The following is a 15666-nucleotide window of genomic DNA, read 5'->3' as shown; positions in this document are numbered from 1 at the left end:
CCCATGGGATTTCTGGACATAGACAACGCGACCAAATCCTACGGGGCGGTCGAGGTTCTGCACAAGGTCGATATTTCGGTGCAGGAGGGTGAGTTCCTGGTGCTGGTCGGTCCGTCGGGCTGCGGCAAGTCGACCCTGCTGAACATGATCGCGGGGCTGGAAGAGATCACCAGCGGCGAAATCCGTATCAAAGATCAAGTTATGAACGGGGTGCACCCGTCGAACCGCAACATCGCTATGGTTTTCCAAAGCTATGCGCTTTACCCCAACATGACTGTGGGGCAAAACATCACCTTCGGGCTTGAGATGCACGGGGTGCCCAAGCCTGAGCGCGAGAAAGCGATGCAAGAAGTCGCCAAGCTGTTGCAAATCGAGCAATTGCTGGATCGCAAGCCCGGGCAGTTGTCGGGTGGTCAGCGTCAGCGGGTTGCAATGGGTCGCGCGCTGGTGCGAAACCCTGATGTCTTCCTGTTCGATGAGCCGCTTTCGAACCTTGATGCCAAGCTTCGGGTCGACATGCGAACTGAGATCAAGAAGCTGCATCAGAACCTCGGGACCACCATCGTCTACGTGACCCACGACCAGATCGAGGCGATGACTCTTTCAAGCCGCATCGCTGTGATGAACGGCGGCTACGTGCAGCAACTGGGCACGCCGCAGGAAATCTATGACACGCCCTCGAATATCTTCGTCGCGACGTTTATGGGCTCGCCCGCAATGAACGTGGTACCGGCCAAGGTCACGGTATTGAATGGTCGCCCTCACGCAGAGGTCGCCGTTCACGACGGATCTATGGCGCAATTGCCGTTCAGTCAGGACAATCTGGCCGCTTGGGACGGTCGTGATATCCTGCTGGGCATCCGGCCTGAGACGATCACTGACATGGATGGTGCGGACAGAAAGTCGTCGAACATCGCGCAGATGACCAACCGTATCGTGGTGACAGAACCTGCCGGATCGGACACCTTCGTCTCGATGCAATTGGGCGGCCGAGATGTGATCGCGCGCATGCGCTCGGATGCCGAGGTTGCACCGGGACAGGATTTCAACTTTGCGGTGAACATGGAAAAGGCAGTGGCCTTTGATCCGGAAAGCGAGATGCGGATCCTTCCATGAAAAGGGCTGACGTTATAATCATTGGGTCGGGTATCGGGGGGGCAACGCTGGCTGCAGCGTTGGCTCCGTCTGGCCGTCGTATTCTGATCCTTGAAAGGGGAGAGCGGTTGCAGCCCTCACCTCAGGATCGAGACCCAAGGGCGATCTTTGCCAATGGGCACTTCCGCCCCGATGAAACATGGCTGGATGGAGCAGGCAAGCCTTTCAACCCCGGAAACTACTACTGCGTTGGTGGCAATTCCAAGTTCTACGGCGCAGCTTTGATCCGCTATCGGAAAGAGGATTTTGCGCCGCGTCAGCACATGGGGGGGCATTCGCTCGGCTGGCCCATTTCCTACGAAGTGCTGGAGACGGATTACTCCACCGCAGAACAGCTTTACGACGCGCGTGGCACCACTAAAGAAGACCCCACCGAACCGCCGCACAGTAGGGGTTACCCGCACCCACCTGTGCCGGATGAGGTTGATATTGCAGACCTGAGAAACCGGCTAAGCCACGCAGGCCTGACGCCATCCTCAGTACCGTTGGGCGTGGATATCGATACCTGGTTGCAGGCCGGGCAAACGACTTGGGATGCGTTTCCCAATACATGCAGTGGCAAAATGGATGCCGAAACCTGTGCGATCGCCAAGGCAATGAAGCACGGGAATGTCGAACTGTTGACTGGTGCGCGTGTCCGAAAACTAACGGTTGGTGACGATGGTCGCGTTACGAGTGTCGAGGTTGACGGCCACGGTACCCTGCGCGCGCCGGTCATCGCGCTTGCAGCAGGCGCGGTTCAGTCCTCGGTCCTGTTGCTGCAGTCCGCGAATGACAATTGCCCAACCGGTCTTGCCAATCGGTCCGATCAAGTCGGGCGGAATTTTATGAACCACAATTGTTCGGCGGTGCTGGCCCTTCATCCGTTGCGTCGAAACAGAGCAGTCTATCAGAAAACGTTGATGTTTAACGATTATTACAACAGCGACGGGCAGGGTGGTTTGCCATTGGGCAATATTCAGATGCTGGGAAAGATCACCGGGCCGATCCTTTCGTCGCAATCTCACCTACCGGGGCCGATTGCAGCGCTAATCGCCGATCGCAGTTTTGATTTCTATGCCATGTCCGAGGACCTGCCGAACCCGGACAGCCGGGTTACGGTCGAAGGAGACCAGATCACACTGGACTGGAAACGCTCGAATTGGGCAGCGCACGAGGCCCTTGTCGCACGGTTAAAGGCGCATCTGAAACAGGCAGGGTTTCCTGTGATACTTTCTCGACCATTTGATCGGCGCACACCGTCGCATCAATGCGGCACGGCCCGGATGGGCAACGACCCGGATAGCAGTGTCGTCGACACGTTTTGCCGAAGCCACGACCACAAGAACCTATTCATTGTCGACGCTTCTGTCCTTCCGACGTCTGCTGCGGTTAACCCGGCCCTTACGATAGCCGCGCTGGCGCTCAGGGCGGGTCGTCACATTATTGAAACGGAGTTTTCCGTATGACCGGAACAGCATTGGTGACCGGAGGACAGCAGGGTATTGGCCTGGGGGTGGCCCGCGCTTTGATTGCGGCGGGGTACAGGGTCGCGGTGGCCTCTAGATCGGCACCTGAAAAACCGGCTGTGCAGGCGGCTTTGGCCGAGCTTGGCCCAAACGCGATTTATGTGCAGCACGACGTGTCTGACATTGATCACGTACCGGTGTTGCTGGACCAGATCGAAGCCGAGTTGGGGCCGATCACAGCCCTGATCAACAATGCTGGTGTCGGGGCACCGGTACGTGGCGACATGCTGGATCTGACGCCTGAAAACTGGGACTTCGTGCAAAATATCAACCTGCGCGGCGCGTTCTTTCTGGCGCAGGATGTGGCCCGGCGCATGTTGGAGCAGCCGCAAGACACCTATCGTTCGATAACCTTTGTAACCTCAGTCAGTGCCACGATGGTGTCGATTGAACGGGCCGAGTACTGCGTGTCCAAAGCGGCCGCGGCGATGATGGCCCAGCTATTCGCGGTGCGCATGGCCCCCCATGGCATCGGCGTTTTTGAACTGCGACCGGGCATCATCGCGACTGAGATGACGGCGGGCGTGCGCGACAAGTACACCGACCGTATCGAAGGCGGTCTTGTTCCCGCAGCACGCTGGGGTAAGCCCGAGGACATCGGGGCCGTCGTTGTCCCGCTGGTTCAGGGGCAGATGCATTTTGCCAACGGCGCCGCCATCCCGGTGGACGGCGGTCTGTCGATCTCACGTCTTTAACGCAGGGCACATCAGAATGTCTGAAGGATTTGATTTCATTGTTGTCGGAGGCGGCTCGGCAGGTTCGGTTATCGCCGCGCGCCTTTCCGAAGAACCGTCGGCGAAAGTGCTGTTGTTAGAGGCCGGCTCAACCGACCGCCACCCGTTCTTTCACCTGCCCGCCGGGTTTGCAAAAATGACCAAGGGCATCGGCAGCTGGGGTTGGTCCACGGTTCCGCAAAAACAAATGCAGAACAAGGTCTTCAACTATACACAAGCCAAGGTAATCGGCGGCGGATCAGCGATCAACGCGCAGATCTACACACGAGGCGCGGCGCAGGACTACGATGACTGGCGACAGATTGGTTGCGAGGGGTGGAGCTATGCTGACGTGCTGCCCTATTTCAAAAAGTCCGAAGACAATGACACTTATGAAGACGAATTCCACGGCAAGGGCGGACCGCTGGGCGTGTCCATGCCCGCAGCACCTCTGCCAATCTGCGACGCCTATATTAAGGCCGCCGGGGAATTGGGGATTCCTGAAACACGCGATGTGAATGGCGCGAAACAGGATGGCGCGGGGTACTATCAGTTGACCCAGCGCAACGCGCGGCGCTCCTCTGCTGCGATGGCGTTTATTGCACCCAACCGCAGCCGCCCGAACCTGACGGTGCGCACCGGCGCACAAGTCTGCCGCATCATTGTGAACAAGGGCAGGGCGACTGGAGTCGAGATGGTGAACGGGGACAAGATCTCCGCCGCGAAAGAAGTCATTCTTTCCTCGGGTGCCATCGGTTCACCGCGCTTGTTGCAACTATCGGGCATTGGGCCAGCGGATCATTTGGACAGTCTTGGTATCGACGCGGTTTATCATCAACCTCAGGTCGGCGCGAACCTGCAAGACCATTTGGACTTGTACTCGATCTGCGAAGTGACCGGCCCGCACACCTACGACCGTTACGCTAAGCTGCACCTTTCAGCCTTCGCAGGCCTGCAATATCTTTTCACCCGCAAGGGACCGGTCGCGTCCAGTCTGTTTGAAACGGGTGGGTTCTGGTACGCCGATCCGGATGCGCGCTCACCTGACCTTCAAATGCATCTAGGGCTTGGCACCGGAATCGAGGCAGGGGTCGAGGCGATGCCCAATGGTGGAGTTACCCTGAACGCCTGTTTCCTGCGCCCAAGGTCACGCGGAACCGTCCGGTTGCAAAGTTCAGACCCCGCGGTCATGCCGCTGATCGATCCCAACTATCTGGCGGATTCTTATGATCGCGAGATGTCCATTCGGGGTCTAAAGCTGGTGCAGAACATCCTCGCACAGGATGCGCTGAAGCCGTACATCTTGGCCGAACGCTTGCCGGGTCCGGATGTGAAGACCAAGCAGGAGTATTTCGACTTTATCTGCGTGCATTCCAAAACATCGCACCACTGCGCTGGAACCTGCCGAATGGGCAGTGATGCCGAAGCGGTGCTGGATCCGCGTCTGCGCTTCAACGGGATCGAAAGGCTGCGCGTCGCGGACGCGTCGATCATGCCGACGGTCAATTCATCGAATACCAACGCACCGACAATTATGATCGGCGAAAAGGCTGCTGACATGATCAAAAAAGATCAAGGCTTCTGAAAATGATCCGCCACATCGTACTGACCAAATTTCGCCCTGACGTGACCGAAGAGACCGTCGGAGTCATCTACAAGGGCCTCGCAGAAGTATCTGAGGCCCTTCCCGGCGCCAGCGGGTTCACCGGGGGGCGCAGTAAAAGTCCCGAGCAGATCGAACGCGGATACATGCATGGGTTCGTAATCGATTTCGACGATTGGGCGGCGCTGGAGACGTATCAGAACAACGAAACACACAAGGCGTTGGGCGCGCAACTTGTCGAGAACGCCGTAGGCGGTATCGACGGTATTCTGGTTCTGGATTTGGAGGTTTGAAACAATGAAACTGATTTTGCCAAATCCCGAAGGGAAGCTTGAACCCTATGCGCTGACTGGGACGCCATTGGTGCCGCGTGCGCCGCAAGTGCCTCTGACGCGGACGGCCTTTGCAGCAGCACATGTGGTTTCAGACCCGCTGGCAGAACGTAGCCCTTGGGATGGACGCCCGGCCGTTGACTGGGACGCGACCTTGCGTTTTCGTCAGGGGCTTTGGGATCAGGGGCTGGGCCTGGCCGAGGCGATGGATACCGCACAACGCGGTATGGGGGTCGATTGGGAGACCGCGTTGGAATTGATCCAACGCACGATGAAGGCTGCGCAGGCACACCCGTTGTCGCCTCGGGTGGCTTGTGGGGCAGGGACCGATCACTTGCCGCTGAGCGCGTTGAACACAGCGGGTGAAATCCTGTCAGCCTACGAGCATCAGGCCGAGGCGATCGAAGCCGTTGGAGGGCAATTGATCCTAATGGCGTCACGCGCCTTCCCAGCTATCGATGCGGGTCCGGACACCTACCATGATGTTTATCGCACGCTGATCGATGGGGCTGCGGCGCCCATAATTCTCCATTGGTTAGGGGACATGTTCGATCCTGCGCTCAAGGGCTATTGGGGCAGTGCGGATGTTGATACGGCCAGTGACTTTGTGCTGTCCTTGATCAAGGAAAACCCTGCCAAAGTTGACGGAATCAAGATCTCTTTGCTGGACCAAGCGCACGAAGAAGCCTTCCGCGCTCGGCTGCCGGAAGGCGTACGCCTTTATACCGGGGACGATTTTAACTATGCGGACCTAATTGTCGGGGATGGAACACATTTTTCCCATGCTCTTCTTGGGATTTTCGCTGCTATCGCTCCAGCCGCCAGCCAAGCGCTTGAGGCGCTTGCGATGAATGACATGGATCGCTACAGTGCTCTGTTCGCGCCGACGGTGCCACTCAGCCGTGAGATTTTCCGAGCACCAACCCGGTTCTACAAGGCCGGTATTACGTACTTGGCGTGGCTGAACGGGTCGCAGTCCCATTTCATCATGCCGGGTGGCTTCCAATCCAGCCGCGATATCTGCCACTACGCGCAGGTCTTCAGGCTGGCGGATCAGGCCGGTTTGCTCTCGGATCCGGAACTGGCTAAAGCACGGATGACCACGCTTCTCAACCTGCATGGAGTTGAACAATAGCCTAAATGCGCAGACCCACGATCATAGATGTCGCCAACTCGGCGGGCGTTTCCAAGTCGACGGTCAGCCTTGTTTTGCAGGGCAGTCCGCAGGTGAAGCCAGAGACACGCAAGCTGGTTCATGCCGCCATGAAAGAGATTGGGTATGTCTACAACCGGTCGGCGGCAAATCTGCGATCCACGGGAACGGCGCTCATAGGCTTGGTTATCAACGACCTGAACAACCCATTTTTTACTGAGTTTGCGACTTCCTTGCAGATGGCACTGGGGTCCCGAGGCTATGCGGTTGTTGTGGCTAATACAAACGAAGACCCCGAGCTTCAGGATCAGGTGGTGGGCGCGATGCTGGAGCATGGGGTTTCCGCCTTGATCCTATCGCCTGCTTATGGCGATGTCTCAAACACCCTTTCCGCGGTCGAGCGAGCTGGCATCCCTTTGATGCAGGTCTTGCGGCAGGTTGAAAGCGAAACGGCCAGATTTCCCTTTATCGCCCCTGATTACGCAGAGGGGGGGCGCGCGGCAACGCAGTACCTGATCGAAACGGGCGCGCGGAACATCGCCTTCATCGGTGGTCTGGATGGCGCCGAAGTCACTCAGGAAAGACTGTCCGGCTATATCAGAGCAATGAAAGACAACCACTTGCAGCCTGTTGTTAAAACAGGGGAATCCAGCCGATCATTTGGACATAAGGCAACAGTCAGCCTCTTCAAGGAGCAACCGGCGTGCGATGCCGCAGTTTGTTTCAATGATCTTGTTGCTTTTGGGATGATTAATGCCTGCCATGAAGCTCAGGTGAAGATTGGCACGGAGTTTCAGATTGTCGGTTTCGACGACATCAAGGAAGCATCAGAATGCTGGCCAGCTTTATCTACAGTACGTTGCGGCGTATCCGAGTTTGGAGAAAAAGTCGCGGACACTGTTTTGCTGTGGCTGCAGGATGGAGTCGCGCCAGCGCGGCACACGCGCACTTCAACGCGCTTGGTTTTGCGGCAAACCACGAAAGACACAGTATAGCAGAAGGTTATACCGGCCCTTGTCGAGAAGCTCCTAGCGTCTTGTCAGAATAACTTGGGTTGTGGTGGGTAGGGTGCTCTCGTAGCTTTCGCGCATGATTAAACAGTCGCCATTCAATTACTTCAAGACCAGACCAGAGGTCATTCGTTTGGCTGTAATGCTATACGTTCGGTTCCCATTGCCGCTTCAAAACGTGAAAGATCTAGTGCGTGTACAGGGAATTGAGGTGAGCCACGAAACCGTCCGATTTTAGTGGAACAAGTTCGGCCCGATGTTTGCCTCCGAGACCAGGCAAGAGCGAGCCCAGCAACTGCTCGCATTCTCGAAACAGAAGCAGCACGTGGATGAGGTCTTTGTGAAGGTGAATGGCAAGAGACACAACCTTTGGCGGGCCGTTTATCACGAAGGCAAGGTGCTGGAAGCCGCTTTCACCAAACGCCGAAACAAAGCTGCAGCATTGATATTCCTCAAGAAGTTATTGAAGCGCCATAGTTGTGTCGATGAGATCGTGACCGACTGTTTTGCACCCTATTAGGCTGCGCTCAGACAATTGGGTGCTCTCAAAAACAAAGGACGGGCAGGTGGCCCAACAACTGCGTCGAGAAATCACTTCTCCCGTTTCAACGACGCGAACGCGCCATGCAACGTTTCAGGCGCATGCGAAGCTTACAGAAATGCGCCTCCGTCCACTCCTGCATCTATAACCACTTCAACCCGGAAAAATCGCTAGCCAGCCGTGACACCTTCATGCTGACGCGCGCCGCCGCTCTGGCCGAGTGGCGCGAAATTGGCGCGAGATAAAAGACAGTGTCACCGGCTTATCAGAGTCGCGTTCGAATTCGTCTGACAGCTCCGCCACCAGAACAGGTTATAACTCGGAATTGCTCTGCGAATCCTTCTTATTGTTTTGTTTGCTCTGGGGGTGGGGTCTTTCGTAGCCTCTATCGATGATTTGGAAGTCACCATTCATGTGCCTCAACGCCGGTCCCAAGATCGTTCGGCTTCGCGTCATATCAAACGGCCCTCTGAGTACTCGGTGCGCAGGAAAAGCAAAAAGAAGGATCCCTTCGACCAAAACGTGAAGCAGAGTCTGGTCAGCGCATGACAAATGGGTTCGACATTGGCTGGTCTGACGTATTGAGCCAGACAGTTTTGGTCCGGGTATAGTCGTGAATAGCCTCGACGCCCGCCTCCCTACCATAACCGGATTGATTATAGCCACCGAAGGGCGCGATTGGGGATACGGCGCGGTAGGTGTTGATCCAGCAGATTCCCGATTTCAATCGCGATGACACACGATGGGCACGGGCGACATTTTCGGTGAAAACGCCGGACCCAAGCCCAAACTGCGAGTCGTTGGCCAATGCGATGGCTTCATCTTCCGTTTCGAAAGGCAAAAGGGACATCACAGGACCGAACATTTCGACCTTCAGGGTCTCTGTCTCGGCACTTGTGCATTCAACCAGCGTCGGGGCCATGTAGTTTCCTGGCCGGTCCAGTGGCGTACCACCAAAACGGATGCGCGCGCCTTGTTCTGTGGCCTTTGCCAAAGTCGCCTGAATTCTGGCAATCTGGGCGTCGGTACAAAGCGGGCCGATATGGGTGGCTTGTTCCAAAGGATCCCCGATAACGACGCCCTTCATCTTCTCTTCGATCTTTTCGGCCAGGGCATCCAGCACCGGACGATGTATCAGCCCGCGTGACCCAGCCACGCAGCTTTGGCCTGAGGCACCAAAGTTTCCTGCAATCAGGCCGTTTGCCGCGCCATCCAGGTTGGCATCATCAAAAACTATGATCGGAGACTTGCCGCCCAACTCCAACGTGGTTACCGCAAAGTTTTCAGCCGAGTTGCGTACCACGTGGCGTGCTGTCTGCGGACCGCCAGTGAACGCGATCCGGTCGACCTCGGGATGCCGGGTGAGGGGGATCGAACAATTCTCGGCGTCGCCTGTAATGACGGAAACAACACCGGGCGGAAAACCCGCTTCATCGATCAGCCGCGCAAACTCCAGCATTGGAGCGGGTGCAATTTCTGATGCCTTCAGCACGACCGAACACCCTGCCGCGAGAGCCGGTCCAAGCTTGGTTGCGGTCAGGAACATTTGTGCATTCCAGGGCACGATCGCGACCACTACGCCAATGGGTTCGCGCCTGGTAAAGACATGCATATCCGGTTTGTCGATCGGCAGGACCGCACCTTCGATCTTGTCTGCGAGCCCTGCATAGTATCGATAATAATCACCGACATAGGCTGTCTGGCTTGCGGTTTCGGCCAGTAGCTTTCCGCTGTCCTTTGTCTCGAGCTCGCCCAGGAGTTTGGCGTTCTGTTCGATCAGGTCCGCAAGCCTGTACAGGAGTTTGCCGCGTCCGGTTTGCGTCATGTCGCGCCACGCCGGGTCATCAAGGGACCGGCGCGCCGCAGAAATGGCGCGGTTCACGTCATCTTCAGAAGCGCAGGCGAAACTGGACCATTCCTCACCCGTCGCGGGGTTTTGCGAACTCATCACCTGTCCGCGCGATCCTTCGGTCCATTCGCCGTCAATATAGAGCTGAAAGTGTGGTTTCTGGTTCATGATCGAGCCTCACTGAAACTTTGGCATTACGTCGTCAATGAAACGCGCCAGCGATGCGCGCTTGCGCTCGAAGCTCATGCCGCTGTCGATCCAGTACGAATACTCATCATAGCCAAGGTCTTCATAGCGTTTCAGACGATCCGTGACCCCATCCGCGGTGCCGACGGTCAGATCACGAGCCAGGTTTTCCGGGGCCATCATAGCATTGGCCGCCATCTCTTCGTCCGTCAATTCCTGGATCAAGCCCTGTTGGACTGGCCGCTTGTTTTGGAACCAGGCTCCGAAGTAATTGTAGAAGCGGGATAAATCCTTTGCGGCCTGACCCAGGTCAGCATCATCGCGGCCAACATAGGTGTGGTGCAACAGCATGATTTTGGGGCGCGGGCCTTCGTAATTTGTGCAGGCGTCTTCAAAGCGACCCATCAGCGTTTCTATTTCCTCCATGCCCTGCCACAGCGGCGTAACCTGGATGTTAAAGCCGTTCTGTACGCCGAACTCATGGCTGTTTGGATCCCGCGCCGCGATCCAGATGGGCGGTCCGCCGGGTTGTACGGGCTTGGGGGCCGAGGTGGTGGCAGGGAATTGAAAGAACGCTCCGTCATGCGCACAGTCACCGTCCCAAAGCTTGGGCAGAAGGGGGGCGATTTCGCGCATACGCTGGCCGGCTTCCCACGCATCCATGCCGGGCATCATCCGTTCATACTCGTAGGAATAGGCGCCGCGCGCGATGCCCAGCTCAATTCGACCGCCCGTCATAAGGTCGGCCGCTGCCGCTTCGCCGGCCAGCTTTATCGGATGCCAGAATGGCGCAATCACTGTACCGGTGCCAAGCCGCACGTTTTTGGTGTGATGTGCAATATCCACCAGTGACATCAGCGGGTTGGGCGCGATGGTGAAGTCCATGCCATGGTGCTCGCCAGTCCAGACAGCGCGCATTCCGGCCTCATCGGCCATCTTGCACAGATCAATGAACTCTTCATACAGCTTCTCATGGGGCTGATCGGGGCTCAGCCGCTCCATGTGTGCAAAGAGAGAAAACTCCATCATTCAGGTCCTTTCCGAGAGGCTGTGCGTGTCGCCCTGCTGCGCGTTGCCCAGATAAAGCGAGAAGTCGCGGGTTCGGCTTTCCAGTGCATAACGAGACATCATGGTGGCGATTGGAGGCGTCGCGTAAGAAAGGGTCGCCAAATCCTTGATTGCGACCGCCTCGAGATTGCCGTGCCGTGGAAGTTCCGTCGCATTGGCAAGTATGTAGACATGGTGCGTCGTGGCATCGTCATAGACCGAGTAGGCAACGCCCAGACGCGCGTCTATTCCACGAGCGTGCAGGTCTTGCCGAAGGCCGTTTCGCAATTGGCTCCGGTCTGAAAGCGTGACCTGGGGCGGTCTGAAACCAGCATCGTTTTTCTCCAGCAACACATGCCCTTCATGTTCGATGATTGCGCCGCAGACGACCTTTCGCCCTTTGGGTTCAAGCGCACCGCGTTCCAGACCGAGACTGAAATACCGTCCGTTCGCAAAGCCAAGCGCTGGGATTTCGTTGTGGGAATACGCCTCGACCTGCCCGATCAAAACGCAATGGTCGCCTGCCTCGACTACCTGATGGGTCCGGCAGGAGAACGTCGCGACCGCGCCGTCGATCAGTGGAATGCCGCGCGCGTCGAGGGTGTGGCCAGCTTTGGCAAATCGATCACCTTTGAAGCCGGCGAATGTGTTGGACACTTCTTCTTGCCCCTCGGCCAGAATGTTCACTGCAAAATGGTCGCAGGCTGAGAACTCGTTGTATGAAGACAGGCTTTTGCCTGGGCAGACCAAGATTAGCGGCGGGTCAAGCGAAACCGATGTGAAGGAATTTGCCGTGAAGCCCACGGCAGCGCCAGAGGCATTTCGTGTGGTAACGACTGTCACGCCGGTCATGAAGCTGCCAAAAGCGCGCCGGAGGTCACGGGGGTCGAGTTTGGTCATGGTTGCACCTCGCTCAGAAAGCTGGAAATGGCGGCGTTGACCTGAATTGCATGTGTCATCGGCATCATATGTGCCGCCCCGTCAATGACCTGCGCCCGCCCGTTCGGAGTGGCATCTGCCATGTTGCGGGACATTTCGGGGGTGGAGTTCGGCTCCAGACTGCCGGTCAGAAAAAGCGCGGGGCAAGCGAGATTCTCCAACTCGTCGCGCCGCGGACTTTGGCTTTGGGCAAAAACCGTATAGGCCAACTTGTAGGCTGCTGGATCCATGGCCATCAGCCACTCACGACAGGCATCGCGTTCAGGTGAGGCGCCATCGCCGAACCACCGGCGCAACGTGCCCGTCGAATCGGCACGTGTCTCGCCGTCCAGTTCCGAGGCCCGATCGTGTACCGCCTGCGCTGCTTTTGCACTGCGTTCAAAAATGGCGTTCAAAGCCACGACACCACGGACCTGACCCGGTGCTTTGGCGGCAAGTTCCAGCGCGATCATGGCGCCCATCGAGTGGCCGACCAAAACGACCGGCCCTTTCAGACAACCCAGAACATTCAATGCCGCATTGATGTAGCCCGACAGCTCGCCGCCTGAATCACCAAGCGGGCTTTCTCCGTGACCGGGCATATCCGGAGCGGTCAGGCGGCTCGCTGAGGCCAGTGCGTCCAACTGAGCGCCCCAGGCTTCAGCCCGCAGGCCAACGCCATGCAGCAACAGAACGTCCGGTCCTGAGCCAGCTTGAATTGCGGCCAGCCCGCCGACCTCAGACCGCGGCCGGGTTGTCCACGTCATGGCCCAAGTCCTTAAGGTCCTGATAGCGGTCGCCGATGCGGTGATGCGGTCTGCCCGAGGTTGCCGCGCCCAGTACAACGACAATCTCGTCGTCGCGCGGCGCGTCCGGGATCGAGAATTGAATGGTCAGGTAGTGAGAGCGCCGACCGGCATCGTTCTTGTCCATCAATGGCACCATGATCGGCGCATTCGCCGGGCCACGTGTGTTTGTAAACGCCAGATAGGATTTGGCGGCAACCGCCTGCCGGTAATGATTGCCGAACCGCAGAGTATGAATAAGGCCCGAAGCATGCTCGACCTCGCCATTCAGCCCGACGACGGCTGCCTTGCCATAGGCTTCGATTGCGTCACCACTCCCGGCCAATGCAATCATGCGGTCTGTCATCATCTTGCCAAGAACGGGGCCATAGGCCTGGATTTCAGGTTTGAGGTCATCGACGTACCGACCGGCCCATGGATTGGTGACTATTGCAGCCACGGCAAACATGCGCCACGGGGTTTCCACGGGGCGAAACCCTTCGACAAGAACCTCCTCATCGTAGGTTACAATCTTGCGTATCTCTGGCTGCATATTTCCCCTCCTGTCGCGCTGGCAGAGGTTAGAAACGGCCGTGGATTTTGACAAATGATTGAATTATGTGCTTTCACATTAAAAAGACTAATGGCCAGCTTGACCAATGGGAAAATCTCTTCCGCCACTGACGTGGTTCCGATCCTTTGAGGCCGCGGCTCGCACCCTGAGCTTTACGGCGGCTGCAGAAGAAATCGGGCTGACACAATCGGCAGTTAGTCAGCAGGTGAAATCTCTTGAGATGCGATTGGGGACCGCACTTTTTGTCCGGCATCCGCGCAGTCTGGCCCTGACAGATGCCGGGCGAAAACTGTTGCCCGAAGTTGGCAGCGCGCTTGAAATCCTGGCCGCTGCCGCCGGAAGGGCCGATGCCAGCGCACCGGGCGATGTTTTGACGGTGGCGACATCTGTCAGTATCGCACAATGGGTCATCGCCCCACATCTTTCGGACTTCGCCACGCGCCATCCCGAAATTAGCGTGCGGGTGTTAAGTGCAATCTGGCCTGACGATTTTCACACGTCCCAGGCTGACGTTCAGGTCCGGTTTGGGTCAGAAAAACAAGTGGGGCAGGGGTCCGAGCGCTTAAGGCCGGACGGCCTGGTTGCGTTCAAGGCGCCGACACTTGCCGGAGACCCGTTTGACCTTCCCCTGATTGAGGCAGTCGGTACGTCAAGCGGTTGGAATACATGGTTCGAAAAGCAGGAGGTGCGGCGTCAGCCAACCGTTTTTGTCGATACATTCGGCATGGCGCTTCAACTGGCCGTTCATGGCAGCGGGGTCGCTCTGGTCAGCGAATTGCTGGCGAAACACGCGATTGCGTCCGGTCTGGTCGAACGCGCGCATAGCTGCTCTGTCGAATGCAACGAAGGGTATTACCTTTCCGCCGATACCTCCAATCCCGCAGCCGTGTTGTTTCATGACTGGTTGCTTGAGCAGATTTGCGATTGATCAGGCATCGACTACGTATAGTCCGTGCCGTTTTTAGGGTTTCACGAACATTTTTCGTGGTCGTTGGCACAAACACTCTGCAGGCCCGCTTTCCCTAATCAGGATCGACTCGGTGATCGCAAGACCCCAATCATCCATCCAAAGTCCCGGCATAAAATGAAATGTCATGCCAGCTTCGAGGATCGTATTGTCTTCGTCCCGCAGTGAAATCGTGCGTTCGCCCCAATCCGGAGGATAGCTGAGGCCGATGGGATAGCCACACCGAGCACCGCGTTTGATCCCGGCGCGTTCGAGCGGTGCGGCCAGCGCCTTGGCGATGTCACTCGCGCGATTGCCGGGCCTTGCGGCCTCCAGACCCGCCTCCAGTCCTTCAACCAAAGCTTCCTCGGCTCTTTTGAGGTGATCAGGTGGCTGACCCAGAAATACCGATCGACAGAAAGGCGCGTGATAGCGGCGATAGCACCCTGAAAGCTCAAAGAACGTGCATTCACCCGACTTGAAAACATCACCATTCCAGGTCAGATGCGGCGCGGCGGCGTCAGATCCCGACGGCAGAAGTGGCACGATGGCGGCGTAGTCCCCCCAATCATCACCGACGCCGGTAATTGCATCATGATATATCTGCGCGACCAGTTCATTCTTGCGCAACCCGGGTTCAACGCGTTCAAGGACGCCGTCAGTAACAAACTCCGATATTCGGGCCGCCTTGCGCATCAGGGTGATTTCTTCGTCGGATTTCACGGCTCGTTGCCAGTTTACCAAAGCCGTTGCATCAATCACTGTTGCCTCAGGCAATTCAGACGTCAGCGCAATATGGGCTTTGGCCGAATAGTAGTAGTTGTCCAGTTCCACCCCAATTCGGCTAGCGCCATGCCCGCATCTGACAATCAGCTGCGCCAAATCCTGCATCGGATGCCGTGTGGTCGATTGCACGAAATGATCCGCGTATCCGAAAACCCGATCGTCCCCCATCCACACTGTGCGCAGCGCGCCGTTTGTGTCCTGACGGCGTCCCCACCAGATCGGGTCCGCGTCCAGAAAAATCAGGACGCCCTGGTGAACGTAAAAAGACCAACCCTCGTACCCGGTGAGCCACCCGATGTTCGAGGGATCTTCGACAAACAGGCAGTCTATTCCCTTTGCAACCATCGCCTCTCGGGTCTTGGCAAGACGGCGATCATACTCGGCCTGACTGAAGGCTGGATCGGAATGGGTCATAGGCGTCTCCAGTTAGCAACAGACTTTGGTTGACAGAACCCTACCGATCGGCTCACGTCAACGAACCAAAATTGGGGGGGGCATGAAGACCGATATCAATCCACACCGATTGGACCGAAGAAATGCGCTATCTGTGCCGTATCGTT

General features: G+C 57.2%; 14 protein-coding genes and 1 pseudogene. 9 read left to right on the top strand and 6 right to left on the bottom strand.

From position 1 onward, the window contains the following. The first annotated feature begins 3 nt into the window (after window positions 1-3). From ACR0J2_RS07255 to ACR0J2_RS07220, 8 genes and pseudogenes are all read left to right on the top strand, one after another. A complete protein-coding gene (locus tag ACR0J2_RS07255; RefSeq protein WP_170806514.1) occupies window positions 4-1116 on the top strand; it encodes a sn-glycerol-3-phosphate ABC transporter ATP-binding protein UgpC in 1113 nt (370 codons plus the stop codon). Continuing rightward, entirely contained in the window at window positions 1113-2603 is a 1491-nt protein-coding gene (locus ACR0J2_RS07250) for a GMC family oxidoreductase (protein ID WP_170614508.1), read from the top strand. Before ACR0J2_RS07255 ends, ACR0J2_RS07250 begins: the two co-directional genes overlap by 4 nt. Further along, window positions 2600-3358 (top strand): 3-ketoacyl-ACP reductase, encoded by a 759-nt coding sequence (locus ACR0J2_RS07245; protein WP_170806512.1) that lies wholly within the window; start codon window positions 2600-2602, stop codon window positions 3356-3358. Before ACR0J2_RS07250 ends, ACR0J2_RS07245 begins: the two co-directional genes overlap by 4 nt. Window positions 3359-3374: 16 nt before the next feature. Then, window positions 3375-4961, top strand: coding sequence for a GMC family oxidoreductase (locus tag ACR0J2_RS07240; RefSeq protein WP_480812143.1), 1587 nt, complete (start codon window positions 3375-3377; stop codon window positions 4959-4961). Window positions 4962-4963: 2 nt separating this feature from the next. Beyond that, window positions 4964-5272, top strand: coding sequence for a Dabb family protein (locus ACR0J2_RS07235; protein WP_170806510.1), 309 nt, complete (start codon window positions 4964-4966; stop codon window positions 5270-5272). Between the two features lie 4 nt (window positions 5273-5276). Next, on the top strand, window positions 5277-6446 hold the full coding sequence (locus ACR0J2_RS07230; protein WP_480812142.1) for a dihydrodipicolinate synthase family protein: 1170 nt from the start codon (window positions 5277-5279) through the stop codon (window positions 6444-6446). A gap of 5 nt (window positions 6447-6451) precedes the next feature. Beyond that, window positions 6452-7459 (top strand): LacI family DNA-binding transcriptional regulator, encoded by a 1008-nt coding sequence (locus ACR0J2_RS07225; RefSeq protein ID WP_321253982.1) that lies wholly within the window; start codon window positions 6452-6454, stop codon window positions 7457-7459. Window positions 7460-7553: 94 nt separating this feature from the next. Then, window positions 7554-8260: pseudogene (locus tag ACR0J2_RS07220) on the top strand (IS6 family transposase). A 293-nt stretch (window positions 8261-8553) separates the two neighbouring features. Here ACR0J2_RS07220 and ACR0J2_RS07215 read toward each other — a convergent pair. The 5 genes from ACR0J2_RS07215 to ACR0J2_RS07195 are packed head-to-tail and all read right to left on the bottom strand — an operon-like array spanning window position 8554 to window position 13353. Continuing rightward, the gene (locus ACR0J2_RS07215; protein WP_480812141.1) at window positions 8554-10032 is read right to left on the bottom strand and encodes an aldehyde dehydrogenase; all 1479 of its coding nucleotides are present in this window, start codon (window positions 10030-10032) and stop codon (window positions 8554-8556) included. A 9-nt stretch (window positions 10033-10041) separates the two neighbouring features. Next, window positions 10042-11076, bottom strand: coding sequence for an LLM class flavin-dependent oxidoreductase (locus ACR0J2_RS07210; RefSeq protein ID WP_480812389.1), 1035 nt, complete (start codon window positions 11074-11076; stop codon window positions 10042-10044). Window positions 11077-11079: 3 nt separating this feature from the next. Beyond that, complete coding sequence (locus ACR0J2_RS07205) at window positions 11080-11997, bottom strand: flavin reductase family protein (protein ID WP_480812140.1); 918 nt, start codon at window positions 11995-11997, stop codon at window positions 11080-11082. Beyond that, the gene (locus ACR0J2_RS07200; protein ID WP_480812139.1) at window positions 11994-12782 is read right to left on the bottom strand and encodes an alpha/beta fold hydrolase; all 789 of its coding nucleotides are present in this window, start codon (window positions 12780-12782) and stop codon (window positions 11994-11996) included. The genes ACR0J2_RS07205 and ACR0J2_RS07200 overlap by 4 nt, the downstream gene beginning before the upstream one ends. Continuing rightward, on the bottom strand, window positions 12754-13353 hold the full coding sequence (locus ACR0J2_RS07195) for an amino acid synthesis family protein (protein ID WP_480812138.1): 600 nt from the start codon (window positions 13351-13353) through the stop codon (window positions 12754-12756). Before ACR0J2_RS07195 ends, ACR0J2_RS07200 begins: the two co-directional genes overlap by 29 nt. Before the next feature lie 106 nt (window positions 13354-13459). On the opposite strand from ACR0J2_RS07195, the gene ACR0J2_RS07190 reads away from it, so the two are divergent. Continuing rightward, complete coding sequence (locus tag ACR0J2_RS07190; protein WP_480812137.1) at window positions 13460-14302, top strand: LysR family transcriptional regulator; 843 nt, start codon at window positions 13460-13462, stop codon at window positions 14300-14302. A gap of 33 nt (window positions 14303-14335) precedes the next feature. On the opposite strand, the gene ACR0J2_RS07185 is transcribed toward ACR0J2_RS07190, so the two are convergent. Continuing rightward, window positions 14336-15520 carry a M24 family metallopeptidase gene (locus ACR0J2_RS07185; RefSeq protein WP_480812136.1) on the bottom strand — a complete coding sequence of 395 codons (1185 nt, stop codon included), beginning with the start codon at window positions 15518-15520 and terminating at the stop codon, window positions 14336-14338. Between the last annotated feature and the right edge of the window lie 146 nt (window positions 15521-15666).

Source organism: Ruegeria sp. CG4 (assembly GCF_056537185.1).
This window is presented reverse-complemented; position numbering and strand designations above follow the sequence as displayed.